General features: G+C 36.9%; 13 protein-coding genes, 1 tRNA gene and 1 pseudogene. 6 read left to right on the top strand and 9 right to left on the bottom strand.

Translation table 11 applies throughout. The features are described 5' to 3' along the window. Nucleotides 1-11 precede the first annotated feature (11 nt). A tRNA-Arg gene (locus B5X53_RS06790) sits at nucleotides 12-85 on the top strand. Between the two features lie 100 nt (nucleotides 86-185). Beyond that, nucleotides 186-773 carry a thioredoxin family protein gene (locus B5X53_RS06785; RefSeq protein WP_079712479.1) on the top strand — a complete coding sequence of 196 codons (588 nt, stop codon included), beginning with the start codon at nucleotides 186-188 and terminating at the stop codon, nucleotides 771-773. A 57-nt stretch (nucleotides 774-830) separates the two neighbouring features. Here B5X53_RS06785 and B5X53_RS06780 read toward each other — a convergent pair whose 3' ends face one another. Both B5X53_RS06780 and B5X53_RS06775 read right to left on the bottom strand, forming a co-directional pair. Further along, on the bottom strand, nucleotides 831-1,292 hold the full coding sequence (locus tag B5X53_RS06780) for a universal stress protein (protein ID WP_079712478.1): 462 nt from the start codon (nucleotides 1,290-1,292) through the stop codon (nucleotides 831-833). Nucleotides 1,293-1,383: 91 nt separating this feature from the next. Then, entirely contained in the window at nucleotides 1,384-2,001 is a 618-nt protein-coding gene (locus B5X53_RS06775) for a hypothetical protein (RefSeq protein ID WP_079712477.1), read from the bottom strand. Nucleotides 2,002-2,309: 308 nt separating this feature from the next. Here B5X53_RS06775 and upp point away from each other — a divergent pair, with 308 nt between their 5' ends. Beyond that, nucleotides 2,310-2,969, top strand: a complete 660-nt coding sequence (gene upp / locus B5X53_RS06770) for a uracil phosphoribosyltransferase (RefSeq protein WP_079712476.1) — start codon at nucleotides 2,310-2,312, stop codon at nucleotides 2,967-2,969. Between the two features lie 96 nt (nucleotides 2,970-3,065). Continuing rightward, complete coding sequence (locus tag B5X53_RS06765) at nucleotides 3,066-4,079, top strand: zinc-binding alcohol dehydrogenase family protein (RefSeq protein WP_079712475.1); 1,014 nt, start codon at nucleotides 3,066-3,068, stop codon at nucleotides 4,077-4,079. Nucleotides 4,080-4,260: 181 nt separating this feature from the next. On the opposite strand, the gene B5X53_RS06760 is transcribed toward B5X53_RS06765, so the two are convergent. The 5 genes from B5X53_RS06760 to B5X53_RS06740 all read right to left on the bottom strand — a co-directional run bounded on the left by B5X53_RS06760 (nucleotide 4,261) and on the right by B5X53_RS06740 (nucleotide 14,435). Further along, nucleotides 4,261-5,373 (bottom strand): alkene reductase, encoded by a 1,113-nt coding sequence (locus tag B5X53_RS06760; protein WP_079712474.1) that lies wholly within the window; start codon nucleotides 5,371-5,373, stop codon nucleotides 4,261-4,263. Nucleotides 5,374-5,570: 197 nt separating this feature from the next. Beyond that, entirely contained in the window at nucleotides 5,571-6,143 is a 573-nt protein-coding gene (locus B5X53_RS06755) for a Crp/Fnr family transcriptional regulator (RefSeq protein ID WP_079712473.1), read from the bottom strand. Between the two features lie 11 nt (nucleotides 6,144-6,154). Beyond that, complete coding sequence (gene tamL / locus B5X53_RS06750) at nucleotides 6,155-8,425, bottom strand: translocation and assembly module lipoprotein TamL (protein WP_079712472.1); 2,271 nt, start codon at nucleotides 8,423-8,425, stop codon at nucleotides 6,155-6,157. A gap of 76 nt (nucleotides 8,426-8,501) precedes the next feature. Beyond that, nucleotides 8,502-13,499: a translocation/assembly module TamB domain-containing protein gene (locus tag B5X53_RS06745; RefSeq protein WP_079712471.1), complete on the bottom strand. Its 4,998-nt coding sequence runs from the start codon at nucleotides 13,497-13,499 to the stop codon at nucleotides 8,502-8,504. A gap of 84 nt (nucleotides 13,500-13,583) precedes the next feature. Beyond that, complete coding sequence (locus tag B5X53_RS06740) at nucleotides 13,584-14,435, bottom strand: hypothetical protein (RefSeq protein WP_079712470.1); 852 nt, start codon at nucleotides 14,433-14,435, stop codon at nucleotides 13,584-13,586. A gap of 386 nt (nucleotides 14,436-14,821) precedes the next feature. Here B5X53_RS06740 and B5X53_RS06735 point away from each other — a divergent pair, with 386 nt between their 5' ends. Together B5X53_RS06735 and B5X53_RS06730 are read left to right on the top strand one after the other, a co-directional pair. Beyond that, nucleotides 14,822-15,649, top strand: coding sequence for an OmpA/MotB family protein (locus B5X53_RS06735; RefSeq protein WP_079712469.1), 828 nt, complete (start codon nucleotides 14,822-14,824; stop codon nucleotides 15,647-15,649). 123 nt (nucleotides 15,650-15,772) lie between these two features. After that, entirely contained in the window at nucleotides 15,773-16,072 is a 300-nt protein-coding gene (locus tag B5X53_RS06730; RefSeq protein ID WP_079712468.1) for a hypothetical protein, read from the top strand. Nucleotides 16,073-16,176: 104 nt separating this feature from the next. On the opposite strand, the pseudogene B5X53_RS19315 reads toward B5X53_RS06730, so the two are convergent. Beyond that, nucleotides 16,177-17,421: pseudogene (locus B5X53_RS19315) on the bottom strand (amidohydrolase family protein). A gap of 152 nt (nucleotides 17,422-17,573) precedes the next feature. After that, nucleotides 17,574-17,990: a DoxX family protein gene (locus B5X53_RS06715; RefSeq protein ID WP_079712465.1), complete on the bottom strand. Its 417-nt coding sequence runs from the start codon at nucleotides 17,988-17,990 to the stop codon at nucleotides 17,574-17,576. Nucleotides 17,991-18,214: the final 224 nt, after the last annotated feature.

The following is an 18,214-nucleotide window of genomic DNA, read 5'->3' as shown; positions in this document are numbered from 1 at the left end:
ACCGCAAAAACGGTCGCGTAGCTCAGCTGGATAGAGCACCTGCCTTCTAAGCAGGCGGTCCCAGGTTCGAATCCTGGCGCGATCACTTTGTAAAACCGTAAAACTTAATTTATAAGTCTTTACGGTTTTTTTATTTCCTATACTGTAGATTTGAATTAATAAAAATCGCGATAAAATTAATTTCAATGAATTTTCAAGAATATAGCATCTACTTTAAAAATATCATCGTCAAACCTGTGACGGCACATCAACCGCCTTATGATAATACAGATTACCTGAATTATACAAAGTTAAACTGGTCACGTATGAACCGTTGGTTCAAAACAGGAAAATTATTTGATGATATTGTGGAAGTTGTTAAAAAAATAGATCAACCGCAGCACTGGATCATTATCACAGAACCCTGGTGTGGCGATGCAGCTCACAACATTCCCTTTATAGAAATGATCACACGTGAGAATCCCCTGATAACGGTATCTTATGAGTTAAGGGATGCAGCACCCTACAGGATTGAGCAGTATCTTACCAATGGCACTCAATCAATTCCTAAATTAATTATTCAGAATCATAAAGGCAAGGATTTAGCGACCTGGGGACCACGTCCTGAAAATTGTCAGAAGATGTATGCTGAACTACTCATAGAGAAGGCTTCTTTTGAGATAATTAAAACTGAGATCCAAAATTGGTATAATTTAGATAAAGGTAAGGAGCTTCAAAAAGAATTAGAAGACGTATTATCCAGTACACGTAATTATAATTTTAATTTTGATTAATGAAAAAAGTCTTCCACTATAGAAAACTTTTTGTTTTATAGGAATTTTAATTTCAAATCAATCCTTCTTAATCGGCACCATAAAAACCGGGACTTCAGTTTTTTCTAAAACATTTGTTGCAACAGTTCCCATTAAAAGTTTTTCAAAAACCGAATGGCTATGAGTCCCCATTACCACCATATCCGCATTCCAGGTTTTTGAATATTCAAGGATAGCGGTCGCTGCATCGCCTTCGGCTAAATGCGTTTCTACATTTTTATCGTTTAGGTGATTTGCTGCAGTTTCGAGAAAATCTTCTACAACTTCCCGCATTTCCTGGGCAATATCAAGGTTTACAGCCATTTCATCATAGCCTGAATATCCCATAAATGTAGGGTAATCAATTCCGTAGTAACTCACATTGGCCATTACGTGAAGTAGACAAACCCTGGCATCTAACTGTTTGGCGAGTTTGTAACCGGCTTCAGCGACTTTTTCTGAAACCGGGTGATAATCTATTGCAATTAATATACGCTTCATAAGATTGGATTTCTTATAAAGTTATTAAATGAATTTTAAAAAGTAGAATATTTGGTAATGAATCGTTTGAAAAGAATTTATTCAGAATAAATTATTCTTTAACCACAATTAAACTCGCTTTGGCGCCGGTTAAAAGATTCCATTCTTTAGAAGCAACAAGATTTCCGTTTTCTTCCAAGACTTTTAACTGCGCGGTATTGGGACCAGATGACCCCTGGTTTATTGCTTCAAATTCAATATTATTAAAGCCGCTTTCCAGCGTAACTAACACAGGATGAAAACCACTACTCAGTACTACACGTTTTACAAAATTTCCGTTTACATAAATATTTACCTGGTCACCATCTACAAATTGATGATCGCGGCAGTAAAGTTCAACAAATTTCCCGGAGGTTTTAAAGTCGCCTAAATACTGATCTTCCTTATATTTATCTAATGCTTCTTTATCTTCAGTCCATTTTTCTTTAACCGCATCACCGGCGGTTTTTAAATTATTCGGTTTTTCCCTGAAGTCTATTTCCTTTGGTTTTTCTCTCAAATATTTGCTTTCTTCGTTAGATTCTTCAGCACGGAGAATTGGAAAACCTGAAGATTTTGTTTCAGGCTCTGCTTTTAGAATTCCTCCGGTATTATTAGTAGCGGGAAGATCTATTTGCCCATAGCTTATAAGGCTGAAGCAAAAAAACAAGAATGTATAGATAAACTTCATAAGATGAATTCTTTAAGCTAATTATATCAAAAATACAGCCAAATTATCTTACAGAAAAATCTTTTGGCTTAAACCTGAAATGGAACTCCATCGAAGAACACTTAAATAAGATTTAATTTACTATTAGGTATATTTGAATTTAGAAAAATGTTACCAACTACTAAGGTTCCGGCATTCGCTCCGTTCTATTTTACTTATCTTTACTCCATAATCGAGACTTAAATGCTCCGAGGAAGTTTACTCCCCGATCATCGAGATTTCACTGCCCCGAAGCAGTTTATAATTAAGTTCAAAATTTAAAAACTACCATGCAGATACATCATCTCTTAGAAGAAAATTCTATAGCCGGAAAATTTGTAGCACAACTCAGAGATACTGAAATTCAGAAAGATAGAATGCGTTTTCGTAGAAATATTGAGCGTTTAGGCGAAATTTTAGGCTATGAACTTAGTAAAACACTAAAATTTACTTCCAAAAATATAAATACCCCGCTTGGTAATGCTGAAGTTCAATTACCTGAAACCCAGGTTGCGCTTTGTTCTATCTTACGCGCCGGACTTCCTTTACACAACGGATTATTAAATTATTTTGACGATGCCGAGAATTCTTTTATTTCAGCATATCGCCATCATCCAACCAGCGATGAAAATTTTGAAATTGTAGTAGAATACCTTGCCTCTCCTTCCCTGGAAGGAAAAACCCTTATTCTTGCCGACCCGATGCTGGCTACCGGCCGTTCTTTTGTGAATGTTATGAAGGCCCTGGAGCATATGGGTAAACCTAAAGAAATACATTTAGTTGCCGTGATTGGTGCCGAAGAAGGTATTGCACATGTAGCTGAAGAATTTCCCGAAAGTACTAAACTCTGGATTGCGACCATTGATAAAGAATTAAATGATCGCGGATATATTGTACCGGGCCTTGGTGACGCCGGAGACCTTTGTTATGGCGGGAAACTTCAGCATTAATAATACCAATTCTTATAGTTTTCTTAAGTGTTGGGCGCTGGTTTTTATATTTCTTAAATTCAAATATTATTACGCTAATTCTTAAAAAATAAAATTATGAAAGCCGTTGGAATAAAAAAATCGCTTCCTATAGATCATTCAGATAGTTTCACTGAGTTTAATACTGAAGATCCCACGCCGGCAGATTCAGATTTATTGGTGCGCATTAAAGCCGTTTCGGTAAACCCTGTAGATTTTAAAGTACGGCAAAACGCCGCAAAAGACAAAGAATTGGAACAACCCAAAATCCTCGGCTGGGATGCTGCAGGAACTGTAGAACGCGTTGGAAATAAAGTGACAAAATTCAAGCAAGGAGATGAAGTTTTTTATGCCGGGGAAATTGACCGGCCCGGTTGTAATGCCGAATTTCAATTGGTAAACGAAAATATCGTAGGTCATAAACCCAAAAACCTTTCTTTTGAAGAAGCAGCCGCTCTCCCCCTAACCGCTCTCACCGCCTGGGAATGTATATTTGAGCGTTTAAAAATCGAAGAAAATTCAGGGGAAAATCAGGATATTCTTGTTATTGGAGGTGCCGGCGGAGTTGGTTCTATTGGAATTCAGCTTTTAAAGAAACTCACGAAATTTAACGTGATTGCCACAGCTTCCAGAAACGAAACTGAAGAATGGTGTAGAAATATGGGCGCCGATGTGATTGTAAATCATAAGAATTTAGAAGAAGAGATGAAATCTAAAGGTTATGAAAACGTAGATTATATTCTAAACTTTTCTGATACCGAATTGCACTGGGATGCCATGGCCGAACTCATAAAACCCCAGGGAGATATTTGTTCTATTGTTGAAACAAAAGATCCTGTAGATTTAAATAAACTAAAAAATAAAAGTGTGGCTTTTCATTGGGAATTGATGTTTACCCGGGCAAAATTCCAAACTCCCGATATGCACAAACAGCATGAAATACTGGAAAGAATTTCCAAACTTTTAGAGGAAGAAACTATTGAAAGTACTTTAAACAAAACCTTTTCTGGACTAAAGCCGGAAACCTTTAAAGAAGTTCATAGTTTGCAGGAATCAGGGAAATCTATCGGTAAGAATGTGATTTCGTTTTAAGGTATAAAAAAGAGGTCGTTTGGATTAAGTTAATTCGTCATTCTGTCCCAAAGCTTCGGGATTATTTCAGAATCTAATATGCCTAAAATTGTAAACATATTAGATGCTGAAAACGAGTTCAGCATGACGCGGCCATATAATTCCAAACAACCTCTCTATCATTGCAATTAAACAGGATCTTTTAGGCTTCCTGCTTTCTGGCTTTAGCTTCGTAATCTATATAACCTTTTTCGCCGGGTGTATAAAAAGTATCGGTATCCCAGCCTGAAAGAGGGATGTTCTCAGCAAAACGTTCTACTAAATCGGGGTTGGAAATATAAGGTTTACCAAAAGCTACCAAATCGGCATTGCCTTCTTCAATAACTATATTTCCAGATTCCTGGTCAAATCCTGCGTTGATCATTAGAGTTCCGTTATACATCGGGCGGTATCTTTTAGCGATTTCAGTTACAGCATGTGGAACATCTGAAACATCGTTAAAAGGCTCTGATAAATGCAAATAAGCAAGATCGTAGTCGTTTAACTTCTTAATAATATAATCGAAAGTTGGAATGGTTTCCTCATCCATCGTCATTCCAAAAATACCATTTAGTGATGGGTTCAATCTTAAACCAATTTTCTGCTCCGGCATTACTTCTTTAATCGCATCAATAGTTTCGAACAAGATCTTTGCACGATTTTCTATGCTTCCACCGTATTCGTCCTTTCTTTTATTAGAAGTTCCATTAAAGAATTGATGGAATAAATATCCATTGGAAGAATGAATTTCTATTCCATCAAAACCGGCTTCCATTGCGTTTTTAGCTGCATTTTTAAAATCCTGAATCGTTCTTTTAATATCTTCTCCAGTCATTTCCTTTGGCGTCACGGTATCTTTAAAACCTTCAGGAGTAAAAGACTGCGCTTCAGGATTTATCGCTGAAGCGGACATAGGTAATTCCCCATTATGAAAATCGGGGTGAGACATTCTTCCCACGTGCCATAGCTGAATGAATATTCGGCCATTAGCTTCGTGAACTTTATTATTTACCATTTTCCAGCCTTCCACTTGTTCCTTACTGTAAATCCCGGGTGTATTCACGTAACCAACGGCTTCTTTAGAAACCTGGGAACCTTCGGTAATAATAAGTCCGGCAGAAGCTCTTTGCGTGTAATAAATATCGTGTAAACCTTCTGTAGGTTTATTTTCAGGGTTATTGGCCCTACTTCGGGTCATTGGAGCCATTACCACTCGGTTTGGAAGTTCTAATCCGTTTAAATTATATGACTTTAATAAATGTTGTTCTTTACTCATAACTTTTGGTTGATTTAATTAATCTTTTTCTTAGCAATTTTTTTACAAACCGGAATAAATCCAGTTTTAAAAACGTTGAGAATCAAATATTTTGAAAAACTATACAAAACCTCATCCTCAGTTGAGTAGCGAAATTAGCAGAAAAAGGAAAGAAAATACTTGATGTATGTTAGCATTGCTTGTTAAAAAATGTTAAGCTAAAACAGCTCTTTTCGTAGTCTGCTGAGGCTTTCAGGCTTAATTCCAAGGTAATTTGCGATATGATAATTGGGAACCCGTTTTTCAATTTGAGGATAGGTTTCACAGAATTCAAGATAGCGCTCTTTATTATTTTTTTGAAGTGAGGAAAGAATTCTACTTCGTAGCGCTACGAAGGCATTAGTAGTCTTTATTCTGAAAAAACGTTCAAATTTGGGAATCCGCTTATATAAAGTTTCGAGCGTATCGCGATGAATTCCCAGGAGAACAGAATCTTCTATAGCTTCAACATATAATTGAGCCGGATTATTTCCGAAGAAAGCTTCAAAATCGCTTATCCACCAATCTTCTACCGCAAACTGAATGATATGTTTATTGCCATTTTCATCTAAATAAAAGGCTTTTAAACAACCCTGAACCACATAATATTCATAATCTACAGCCTGCCCGGGTTCAATTACAAAATCTTTCTTTGAAATTCGTTTTTCTGTTAAAACACCTGTAAATTCTCGTTGATCTTCCTCAGAAAGTTCGATTTTTGAAGTTATATGCTTTAAAATTTCTTTATGCATTTTCAACACAATTAGAAGGGATAACCTATGGCGAAATTCAAGACCGGATTTGCATAATCAAATTCCCAGCGCTGCCCTTCGAGTAAAGAAGGATCGTGTAATGGTGCGGCCAGGTCCACCCGAATCACAAAACTTTGAATATCTACCCTTAAACCAAAACCTGTACCAATTCCCAGTTCGTTCATAAAATCTTTACTGAATTCACCTCCTACCAGCGTGCTGTTTTCTCCAGTATTCCAAACATTCCCGGCATCGGCAAAAACGGCACCGTATAAATATGGGAAAAGTGGAAAGCGATATTCCAGGTTCGCTTCGAGTCTAATATTCCCTGCCTGGTCAAAAAATGCACCTTCTTCGTTAGGCGGAGTGTATGTTCCGGGACCTAAAGAACGGGTATTAAATGCTCTTACGCTATACGGGCCACCGGCAAAATATTGTTTTGTAAAAGGTAAAACATCAGAATTTCCATAAGGGATACCATAACCGGCAAACAGCCTGGTGGCTATTTTGGAATCTGATCCTGTTTTTAAATGATACCGCAAATCAACATCGGCCTTGGCATACTGGGCGTACTCCAGGTTTAAAAAGGTTTGTGGATCTTCTTCACCGCGTCCGCTTATAGCATCAATTAAATTTCCCGCTACATCTAAGGTAGTATTTATAAAAAACTGGTGCCTGCTATTCCCATCTATAAGTCCGTTATAAAGAAAAGAATAGGTTAAGCCGGCAATAAATTCCTGGTTAAAACTTCTTTCTAAAAATGGGTTATCGTCTAATATATCTTGAAATTCCTGGGTAGTATTTCCCAAATTGACATAATTTAAAGAGATAGGATAAAACTCGTGGGTTACAAAACGATTGGCATTCCAGAGATACCCAAACCGGGCAGAAACAGATCCCAGGCTAAAAAGTTTACTTCGGGTAAGGTAATCAAAACCTAAACTTGTCTTGGTTTTTGGAATGGAATATGAAAACCAGTTTTTATCAAAATTTATGGGAAATAATAACCTCGGAAAAATTAGGTCTCCCTGTAAACCTAATTGAATACTGTTCAACCCTGCCTGGGTACCCCCTCCGGTTTGCACCTCGTACCCAAAATCACCGGTTACATTTAGAATTTCCCCGCCCTTAAAGAGATTTCTGTTGGTATAGCCTAAAGCTAAACTGGGGCCGGTAAATCCGTTAGATTTTGTTACCGCCTGAATTTCTGCTCGCAGCGAACGTTTATTTAATGGAGAAAGATAAATATTGGTTTCCAGCACGCCTAAACTATCGGTGGACAGGCTATCAATTTCCGTATAATTTATATTCACGAATTTATAAGCGCCAATGTCTCCTAATCTCCTGGCGGTATTCCGGGAATTTTCAGGATTGTAATACTGGCCTTCTTCCAGCAGAATGTAGGGATCTAAATGTTTCGGTTTAAAAAATATTTCTTTCTGAAAAAAGTTCTTTTCAGCATAACGGGTTTTTGCGGTAGAACTATCGGTTCCTACATCATAATTAGGATAAATATTAACGCTCTCTAATTTATATGGAATAATACTCTCAGTAGGAACATCTTTTTTTAATCTTAAAAAGAGATCAAAATTCTTGTGTTCATATTGATTGGTATCTGCTTCAAAAATTAAAAATCCGGGGTTGAAATTATAATACCCTTTCGACTTTAAATTGGCATCAATTCTCTCCCTTTCCATTTTTAAAGTTGCAAGATCAAACCGCATTCCTTTTTCTATGGGAGAATCTTTTAAATTGTTACTAATTTCTTTAAAGATCTTAAGTGAATCTGTATCTAACTTATAATTCTCCAGTAGATATGGGCTGGGCACATCTATATCATAGGCAACATCCATTTCTTTTTTATCTTCGTTACGGTTTTCGTTAGAAACTACGGTACTGTAGAAAAAACCCCTATTTTCCAACCGGTTTTTTAGCAAATCTTCTGTTCTAAGAGGATCTACGTCACTGGCGTAAACCGGCTCTTCCCCTATTTGTTTATTTAAAAATTTGTTGATGAAACCCGGTTTTTCACGCTGCGCTTTATAATGAAAATAAAGTCCCGGTTGCATTCCTAGAAAAGAGCTATTGGGTTCCGGCCGTAAAACCAATTCTAATTCTGCTTTTAGACGTGATTTTCTTTTAATACTTGTATCGCTCTCCATCGTAATTTTGGCGCCTTTGTACAGTAATTCGTCTTCAGGTACAAATTTCTTTATATTACAAGCCTGCAAAAGAAAAAGACCTGCACAGAGATAAGCGATATATTTAAAGTATAATTTCATCTATTATATTTTCAATACTAAAGTTGTAATCTTCTTTATTTTTTGCTAATTAATAATTCTGAAAAAAACCTGTTCCCTATTCATTTTCTTCCTCGTTATTTTCGGTCTGCTCTTCTTCGTCTTCTTTGAGGAAGAAATTATCCCATAATTCCTGAAATTCATTGAATTCCCGTGTAAAAATAAAGGCTATCCCACTAACAATAAGCTGGCCGTCTATAACATTTTCAAACTCATTTCTTCTAAAGCCTTTTAATCTAAACCTTCCGGTTTCGGTAAGTAAATACTCAATACTTACATTTCCAATTACAGGGCTCGCTTCTTCACCGGGTCTATTGCTTCCCTGTACATCTACTTCACTTCCCACACTTACAATTAAACGATCGTCCAGTAAACGCTTTTGGGCTTCAATATCTACCTGGGTACGTTCAGTCGCAGTATTTCCCTGGTAATCGGTATAACTATCTACACCAAAATTAAGTTCTACCCCTGTATCTCCCAGCAATTTATCTGAGAACATATTTAATTGATCTGAAAGTGCCTGATTTAAATTATCACGGGCAATAGATAGGTTTCCACCACCATCGCCGGAACTTCCTGAAGTTGGATAAAAACGGTTAAGCACCAATAAGGAAAATACCTGTTTATTCAATTCGGCTTCCTGGTTATTCAACTGTTGTAAGCGTCCATACACCCGGCCTCCACCAGAACCGCGATCTTCTTCAGGCATTTGCAGACCAAAAGATAACTTAGGTTGCATTAATTCGCCGTCTACATTAAGATAAACCAAAAATGGCAATTCTCTTCTAAACTCATTATTATCGGTCCCTTGAGTTGTAGCCATAAGCGAAGAAGGTGATGCTTCTACCCTGTAAATAGCACTCACATCTAAAGAAGCGTCAAAAGGATCACCGGCCCAGGTAATTCGGCTACCTTCAGCAATATCAAACCTACGTTTCACCAAATTATATAAGCTCATTTCATAATGACCGTCGTTCATCGTATAGCGCCCGGCAAGCGTCATTCTTCCGTTAGGAGAAATATTAAAATCTAATTCTCCTTCTCCCTTTACCCTAAAATTATCACCGGTTTGCTCATCTATAATTATACTGAATGCGGCATCTTCATTTATATTAATCCGGGCATTAATATCATATCCGGTTAGCGTAGCCGATTCTTCCTCTTCATCACCGGTAAGAATATCATCTGGATTTTCCCGGTTTGTAAAAATTACAATTCCGTCGCGCTCCTGCATCGCCAATTCCTCTTCAACCATCACATAAGTGAAATCGGTATTAGGCCCTACGGTAACATCCATATCTAAATTTGGAATATTAAGATCTCCGGTTAAAGTGGCATCGGCATCAAAAGTGGCTGTGCCGTAGAACATTTCGTTATCTTCTTTTGTAGAATTAAGCACCTGGAAATTCCTGGCCCTAAATTCCAAATCGAACTCAGGATTTAGTAAGTTTTCAGTTAAAACCTCTCCATTAATTACAAAGGAGTTTGCATCTTTATCCTCAACTTTAAATTCATTAAAATAGATTCCCTCTTTATCGAATTCTAAAGTTTCTGATGGAAAATTAAATGGTGCATTAAGCAAGGCTACCCGAAATTGAGCTTCATCAAATTGTAGCTGGCCGTTATATTCCGGTTGGGTGGTAGTTCCTCCAAGGCTCAAATTACCAGAGAAACTTCCTTCGCCATTATTGATGGCTCCCATAGAAAAACCTTCGACGGTTTTCATGCTAATCTTATTTATCTGCATTTCCATATCAACAACGGTGGTAGAATCCAGCGCCTGGAAATCGCCACTCATATCAAGATCTACATTGTCGCCTTTTATCGCCAGGCCAACATCATATAAGAAATCGGCTTTAGGGGTAGAATTTAAACTTAGTTTACCAAGTTCAACCTGCATTACATTTAGCTGGTTAATTTCCATTCCTGCCAGAATTCCAATTTTTTGCAGCGGATCTTCAAAAATTAAATGACCGTTTAACTGGCCAGTAGCTAATTCTTCTTCAGGATTTAAATAATTAATTAGCGCGCCTAAATTGAAGTTATTGAACTCTAAGCCAATATGATTTTTATCGGAATAAGAAAGTTCACTGCTTAACAGCATCTCCTGGTTATTTCGGGTTAACCTGAAATTATTCGCAGTAATTTCCTGTTCGTAAACAATCATTTCATTATCAGCAGCGATATTCCACTTTTTTTTATTTAATATTAAATCTTCAGGATTTATATGAAATTTAAGGCTGTCTCCCGGTTTCGTGATTTCTGAAGCCATATGTATTAAACGTTCTTCGTCTTGCATGGAAGTGAAATCAAGGAAAAGTTTATCAGCCGTTAGACTTCCGTGAAAATCAGTTTTTTGAATCGCGATTGGGCCTGAATTAATCGCATTAAATCCAAGGTTAAAATCAAAATTATCGGGATCTGAATTTAAGCTGAATTCCAAGCTGTCAATCTCACTGCTATAATAATTAATATACGGCAAACTTACCAGGGCGTCGAGTTTTCGCTCTTTTTCATTAAAATCGGCTTCGATATGAATGGTATCTAAATCTTCTAAATTAGATAAAAAAACTTCGCTTAAAACGGGGTCATCCATTATGGTGCCCCTCAATTTTAAATTCACCGGTTTTTGGACGGTATCTAAAGGATCTACCTCGGTAAAATAAGATTCGTAATGACGGTTTAATGCATTAGAAAAATCTACAGGATCGGCATTCGACTTCAAATCGAGTTCCAAAATCTTGTTACTAATTTGCAGCGAAGTAGAATCGGTACGCACAAAAGCGTGAGCACTTAAATCGCCGGGGAGATAGGTATTATTATCATAAACTACCACTGCATCTTTAATATCGGCATAGGTTTCATATTCTTCTGCATTTCCCTCATACTGAGCGGCGAGTTTAAAGGCTAGCCGAATATCGCGGGAAGCTAGTCCCAGCTCCTGTAACCTGGCTCCTTTTAGGTCTAAATTAAGGTTTGCCCTGGGTTTAACCGAATCCAACTCTACCTGTGAGTTTAACGCCAGTTCTAAATTATCGTCTTTATAACTTGAGGTAATGTTTCCGCTTCCGTTTTCAATATCTCCCGTAATATTAAGATCTTTTATCTCATAATTATTATAAGCAAATGAAGTGATTGTCGCATCAAGGGTAGCATCAAGTGTGTTTATGGTACTTCCTTTCCCGGAAGTTTCAATTTCAATATCCAGAGCGCCCAGGCTTTCATTTTGTAAAATATTTCCAAGTTGAAGTTTTTCAGAAGTCATTATTCCTTCAAAAACGATTTCTTCCTGGTTCGAGAAGTTCCCGTCTATGAGAATATCACCTTCTGAAGTTTGTAAAAGTGCTTTTGTTGAAAGGTCTTCCAGGCCTCCTTCAAAATTTCCGCTAAGCTGAATATTTTCAGGAATACTAATCCCCAGGTCTTTTTCGCTAACAAAACCGGTGAGATCTGATTTTCGGGATTTTGCATTAAAACGCGGAATATTAAACCGAATATTATCGGGATCGGTAGCGTTGTAAATATTTCCGTTGGCTGAAAATGAAGTGTTTTTCCATCTAAAATTGGCACGTGAAATATCTATAGCCGAAAGTTTTCCTGAAGCCAGAAGATTTCCTGACACTTTATTTGTGCTTAATTCCTTCATATAAGGATTAGATCTCAAATCTGGTTGAAATCTGAAGGCATCTTTTACATCTACTGAAATAGTGGGTAAATCTAAGGCAAGCTCTGCGGTTTCAGAATTATCAATCAATTCCTGAATGGAATTGTATTGCAAAGTAGCCTCACCTCCTAATTGATTTTCATTTAAAGCTAATGTTAAGTCTGAAAGGCTTAATTGCGTTTCTCCAAGGTTTAAGTTGAAATTCAGCTGTTTCAAATTTATCCCTGAAGCTTCCTTAAAATTTAAGGCAGCAACCTCTGCCCCTGCATTTTGATTTTTTAAAAACAAATTATTGGCATTAAAATTAAGAGAATCAAGTACCAGAGCTTCAGGATTAAAATTCCCCTGTTTAGGCTCGGCATCATCTACTAAATAGCTTAAATGATTTTCAGAAAAATTGATTTCGTTTACGGTAACTTTCCAGTTTGGCCAGCTAAACGCAGAATCCTCGGTTGTGGTAGAATCCTGAGTTTTTTCTAAAGTTTTCATTTCAACTTTAATATCAGAATTATTCAGCGCAACACTATTTACCTCAATCTCCTGACCTTTAAGATCCATCAATGGAACTTCGGCTAAAAATTCATTGATATCAAGATTTGAATTAATTCCATCAGGAATGGAATTATAATTTGCTTGCACATTTTGCAGGTTAAAATTATCTACCACTAAATAAGGCATAGGTGCCGGTTCCTCATTTTCGGGTTCTGGAAAGGGTTTGTTTTGAGTATAATCTATTTGTGCGTTAGTTATACTGGCATTACTTGCACGAAAATCCATCTTTTTAAGATCGGTTTTTTCCAATTCCAGGATGAGCTCCTCAAAGTTAACCTGGGTGTCAATTCCCATAACGTCATCTTTAAAAGTGATGTCGAAATCTTTAAAATTTAAATCGCCAATATTTATTTCCTGCGTAGCAGTAGTATCTTGGGCTGTAGCGGTTTGGCTTTGTTGAGTAGAATTTGCCGCGAAGGCTTCCATTAAAAATTCGTAATTAAAACCTTCAATAGAATCTTTACGGGTAATATTGGCTTTTAAGCCTTCCCAGTCTAAATTATCTATACTTATTGCATTTCCCTGAATAATGGGCCAAATAGGAATATCGGCCTCCAGGGATTTTGAATATACCAGGGTGTCTCCTTCTTTATCTTCGAGATAAAGACCATCGAGTTGGATGTTTCCACCAAAGGTTATAAAGAGTTTATCGAGGCTAATTTCGGTATTAGTTTTACTCGAAATATTCTTAACAACTTGTTCTTTTATAATGTCCTGGCCCCAGGGACTTCTAATAAATAGCAGTAAAAGTATTATAAAAATAAAGAGCCCCGCAAAGAATTTTGCGAGGATCCTTAATATACGGTATCTTTTTTTCTTCTTCTTTTTTTCTTTTTCCAAATCCCGTGATCGCTAGAACTTCAAATTTATTGTATTCTTATAATAAAATGAAGTTTTTAGGCTTAAGGTTTAGTTAATAAAGCATTATTCAGCGGGACTTAATTCAATATCTGGAATCGTGTCTGGCGGAGTGGTATCTTCAGGTTCTGAAGAAGATTCGGGCATCGGGGCGTTGCTAAATAAGTTCAATTCAAGCGCTTCAACTGCTGTATAATCTAAAATCCTAATATTTACAGAAGGAAGAGCTGAAGATGAACCATCTGTCCTTTCGGTAACGTTTAATACTTCAAAAGCCACTACCCCAAGGTTTTCTCCCTGTAAATTTCCTTCTAAAGGATCGTAATTAATACTGATATCACTATCATAAACTACGGCAATAATGGTTTGACCAGTTAACATTGACAAGCCGGTGGCCCTAAGTGGCGTTATATCGGAAATTTCATCTAGAAGATCTTCAGTTTGGTCCTGGCCCAAGCCGGGACCGGCTTCAAGGAAATTTCTCGCGCCATTTTCATTTGGCCCGGCTTCATTCCAGGAACCCGGAATTTCCTTTAAAACAAACCAGGCTTCGTCCCCGGTTTGGCCGGTATAAAGTGTGATTTCTTCCCCGGGATTTTCATTAAAATATGCGAGCACTTCTCTCTGGCCAATTTCAGAAATATCATCATTCACATCTGTTTCAGAGAAATCATTTGGTTCATTTCCGTTATCTATACTTTCTTCATCTATAAAAACAAAAACAGCCGCTGCATCAGGATCTGGCTCACCATCGCCATCTCCATTCCCATCGTCGTCGTCAGATCCATTTATATCATCTGTAAGATCATCAGTTACGTCATCTCCTTCATCTACATCGTCGTCATTACTACAAGCCGATAAACTAAAAGCTAGCAGTAACGCGAAAAACAACCGGTAAAAAATTTTTGAATTTTTCATAATTCCCCATTTTTAAATTAGTATGAATATTTAAGCACAAGCAATCTCAAGTTATTGTAGTCAAGTCATTTAAGCCTGAAAGGAATGGGACAGGTCCGACCTTTTCACCTTCAAAAAGGTGTGTAATTTTACCACAGATTTTAATAGAATTCCACAGGTTTCATCGATAGAAATTATATTCAAAAACCGTTCTAAAAAGTTAATTTCACCTTAACAAGGCTTTCTAAGTCTCATAAAATGAGAAGTTAAAAAGATCACCGGGGCATCACCATATTTATGCTATCAACTACTTTACCAATTTGGTATGATTCTCGCCCCATACCAACAAGCCTTACGAAAAAACCAAATCTCTAAATTATAAAGGCTTAAACTTAAAAATCCGAAATATGAAAAGAACAATCGCCGTAACCGTTTTAGCCGCAACAATGCTAAGCTCGTGCGTTTCAAAGAAAAAGTATGTTACTTTAGAAGAGGAACTAAACGATACCCGTAGCACCTTGCAAAAAACTCAGGTAGAAAAAGAGGAAATTGAAGAAAAATTTGCCCGTATAGAAGAACGCGTTGCAGATTACAACTCAAAAATAAATTCTTTACGCGAAGAAAACGATAGTAAGATGGAGATGAACGATCTTACCGTGATGTCTAATAATAATAAGGCCCAAATGCGGGCCACAATCGCAAAAATGGATCCGGAAAAAGTAGCGGGTGCCGAAACTTTAGAAGATTCTATTAACCTTGCGGTTTCTCATAATTTAAAAGCTAATATTTCTGAAGGATCTGACGATGCAGATATTGATATTACTGTAGATGAAACTGTAGTAATGATCAATGTTTCAGATAAATTATTGTTTGGAAGCGGAAGCTACCGTGTATCTAACAACGCACAACCTTTGCTTAAAAAGCTTGCTGAAGTTATAAACTCTGAGCCTGCAATGGAAGTAATGATTGAAGGGCATACCGACGATCGTACTATGGTAGAAGGATCTTACATCCAGGATAACTGGGATCTTAGTGTAAGAAGAGCAACTTCAATTGTTCGTTTACTTCAGGATAAGTATGATGTTGCACCAGAGAAGCTTATCGCTGCCGGTAGAAGTAGCTACCAGCCATTAGTTGATAATGTGGATAACGATAGTAGAGCAAAAAACAGAAGAACCAGGATTGTAATTATACCTAACCTGGATAAATTCTTTGCAATGTTGGAATCTGAATAATCAACCGTATTTCCAATTATTACTGGCCTAAAAAGATTAAATTCTTTTTAGGCCTTTTTATTTTAACCAGTTTTTAACCTGAAGGCTCCCTCCTTTTTCTTAATTTAAAAGAAAAATAGAGATATGAGTAAGCAAGAAGAAAAGAAAAAGTATAATTCCGATGTTACTGCTGAAGATAAACAAGCCTTAAATGAAAAAGGCCGAAGCATGAATAAAGGTCAGGATAAAGAATTAGACAGGGAAAAACCGGTAGATTTTACCGCCGATAATTTAGATATTCCTGGTAGTAGTAACCAAACTGCCAAAAACGATAAGGATAAATTGGTAGATGAAGAAAATTACCAGTTTAATAAAAAAGGAACCGAAAGGAAAAATCGAGACCTGGATGATATACCCGATCCTGATACTACAAAGGATAATTAGTTTGTTTTAAACTAATTCGGAACAAAACTTAATAAATCTCGGATTATCTTGTAAAAAAGAATCAAAAAACCTTCCTGTTATTTTATATCATTTTAGGAAGGTTTTTAATTAATTTCTTTTTCCATTTCTGCAAAACGATTTTTAGCCTGGTTTATTAAGTTGCTGGCATTTATACCCGTAAGTTTCCCGTCGTACTTCAATATCTTTCCTTTTGCCATGACCATATTAATGTTATCAGGCAGTGCGGCCTCAATTACCAGATGATAAGGTTTATTCCCGGTAGAAAAATTAATATCAGATTTTTTGAGTAAAACTAAATCGGCACTTTTTCCCGGGGTAATAGAACCTGTTTCTTTTTCTATACCCAAATTTTTAGCTCCATTCATCGTCGCCATTTTTAAAAGCTCCTTTGGATGCATGTGAAATTCATCCTTAGCATTTGCATTTGCGAGGTTCTGGAGCAATTTTAAAGTATCAAGTAAATGAGCGTTACCGGTTAAAGCGGTAGTATCCATACCTACACAGCAATTAATACTAGCTTCATACAGCTCATTAATTTAAGGAAGTCCGTACCCAATGCGCATTTCAGAATACGGCGTCATGGTGATACTTGCACCGGTTTCTTCAAGTATTTTAATTTCTTCCGGGGTTATCGCATTTCCATGAATAATATTGACATCTTCAGCTAAAAGACCTTTTTTAAAAAGTGAGGCTATCTGACCTTTCTGACTCTCGTTTGAACTTGCGTGGATGGTAATTCTTAAGTCCAAATCCCTGGCACGATTCCAGTCTTCTTTAATATCTTTATAATTCGCAGAGCGCGAACCCAATCCCAGGCTAATGTCTTTATATTTTGAATCTGACTCTATAAGCTGTTTTAACCCATTAATTTCTTTAAAATCTGTGGGCTGGCTTCCAGGCATATCGCGATAGGTTCCATAACTAACGTGGCCACGAATTCCCATTGCGGCCATTGCGTCAAAACTGGCTTGTACAAATTCTGTGCTCCTGGCATTGTGATTATAATCGCTTATACAGGTGATCCCCGAATGAATTGCTTCAGCAATAGCATAATTTGCGGCTAATTCCATATCTTCCGGCGTGTACAACCTGGAATATCTCGCCGTCATTTTAAAATAGCCTTCGTTAGGAGAATCCCCGGACATACTTCTTAATAAGGATGTCCATAAATGCCAATGACAATCTATAAGGCCGGGAATTAAAATTCCGCCTTCAGCATTTATTGTTTCAGTGTTTGAGGGAGCTTCAATATTTTTACCCAGCTTTGCTATTTTTCCTTTATCAATAAGAACATCGGCAGAATTAAAATCGCCGATTTCTTCATCCATGCTAAGAATGCTGGCATCTTTAATTAAATAGGAATTTTGCTCAAACTGAAAGCGTTTTTGTTGATTTTCAGAAAAAACATAAAACGGATTGATAAATCCGCCGATGCCTAACAACCCGGTTTTCTTTAAAAAATCCCGACGCTCGCTTTTCATTATTTTTTCTTTAAAAGATAATAATCCAGGGAGAATTTACCGGCACCGGTAAAGAAAAGTAAGAGAAATCCGCCCATATATAATAAAGGTAATTCCTGGCGACCAAATCCATCGGTCCAGTGAACAATAATGGCTGCCACTGCCATAGTAATAATTAAGGGAATTGCAGCAAAACGGGTAGCCCAGCCTAGTAGTATTAGTATTGCACAAACAAATTCTGCAAAAACAGCAAATGTAAAGGTCACGGTTTCACCCAAACCTATTGGATCTGCAAAGGCTATTTCTTCGCTGCCAAAAAAGGTAATGAGCTTTGGTACCCCGTGTGTAAGGATTAGTCCTGAAATAAATATTCTAAATAGTAGCAAGCCAAAATCTGTATTTTGAAGATTTAAGCTGGTAGTGTAAGAGTTTTTCATTGATATGATTTTTTTTTGGTAGTTTCAATCCCCTAAATTAAACATATTCTTTTCATAATCCATGAAATTTCCGGTTTCAGGATAGAGAAATTTTTCTCTATCATTAGTGAATCATCAATGCTATTCTCCTAAGGTGAAAAAAATAAAATTTAAGAAGAGATTTCGTTTTTAAATTAAGTTAAATAAAAAACTGAGTATTTCATCGATATATTTGGTATTTTATC

Source organism: Salegentibacter salinarum (genome assembly GCF_900168115.1).
In the GTDB taxonomy this organism is placed as follows: domain Bacteria; phylum Bacteroidota; class Bacteroidia; order Flavobacteriales; family Flavobacteriaceae; genus Salegentibacter; species Salegentibacter salinarum.
This window is presented reverse-complemented; position numbering and strand designations above follow the sequence as displayed.

What these genes read in the sequence shown, in the direction of transcription:
- B5X53_RS06785 (WP_079712479.1), top strand. Translation starts at nt 186, where the DNA reads ATGAATTTTCAAGAATATAGCATCTACTTTAAAAATATCATCGTCAAA.
- B5X53_RS06780 (WP_079712478.1), bottom strand. Translation starts at nt 1,292, where the DNA reads ATGAAGCGTATATTAATTGCAATAGATTATCACCCGGTTTCAGAAAAA.
- B5X53_RS06775 (WP_079712477.1), bottom strand. Translation starts at nt 2,001, where the DNA reads ATGAAGTTTATCTATACATTCTTGTTTTTTTGCTTCAGCCTTATAAGC.
- upp (WP_079712476.1), top strand. Translation starts at nt 2,310, where the DNA reads ATGCAGATACATCATCTCTTAGAAGAAAATTCTATAGCCGGAAAATTT.
- B5X53_RS06765 (WP_079712475.1), top strand. Translation starts at nt 3,066, where the DNA reads ATGAAAGCCGTTGGAATAAAAAAATCGCTTCCTATAGATCATTCAGAT.
- B5X53_RS06760 (WP_079712474.1), bottom strand. Translation starts at nt 5,373, where the DNA reads ATGAGTAAAGAACAACATTTATTAAAGTCATATAATTTAAACGGATTA.
- B5X53_RS06755 (WP_079712473.1), bottom strand. Translation starts at nt 6,143, where the DNA reads ATGCATAAAGAAATTTTAAAGCATATAACTTCAAAAATCGAACTTTCT.
- tamL (WP_079712472.1), bottom strand. Translation starts at nt 8,425, where the DNA reads ATGAAATTATACTTTAAATATATCGCTTATCTCTGTGCAGGTCTTTTT.
- B5X53_RS06740 (WP_079712470.1), bottom strand. Translation starts at nt 14,435, where the DNA reads ATGAAAAATTCAAAAATTTTTTACCGGTTGTTTTTCGCGTTACTGCTA.
- B5X53_RS06735 (WP_079712469.1), top strand. Translation starts at nt 14,822, where the DNA reads ATGAAAAGAACAATCGCCGTAACCGTTTTAGCCGCAACAATGCTAAGC.
- B5X53_RS06730 (WP_079712468.1), top strand. Translation starts at nt 15,773, where the DNA reads ATGAGTAAGCAAGAAGAAAAGAAAAAGTATAATTCCGATGTTACTGCT.
- B5X53_RS06715 (WP_079712465.1), bottom strand. Translation starts at nt 17,990, where the DNA reads ATGAAAAACTCTTACACTACCAGCTTAAATCTTCAAAATACAGATTTT.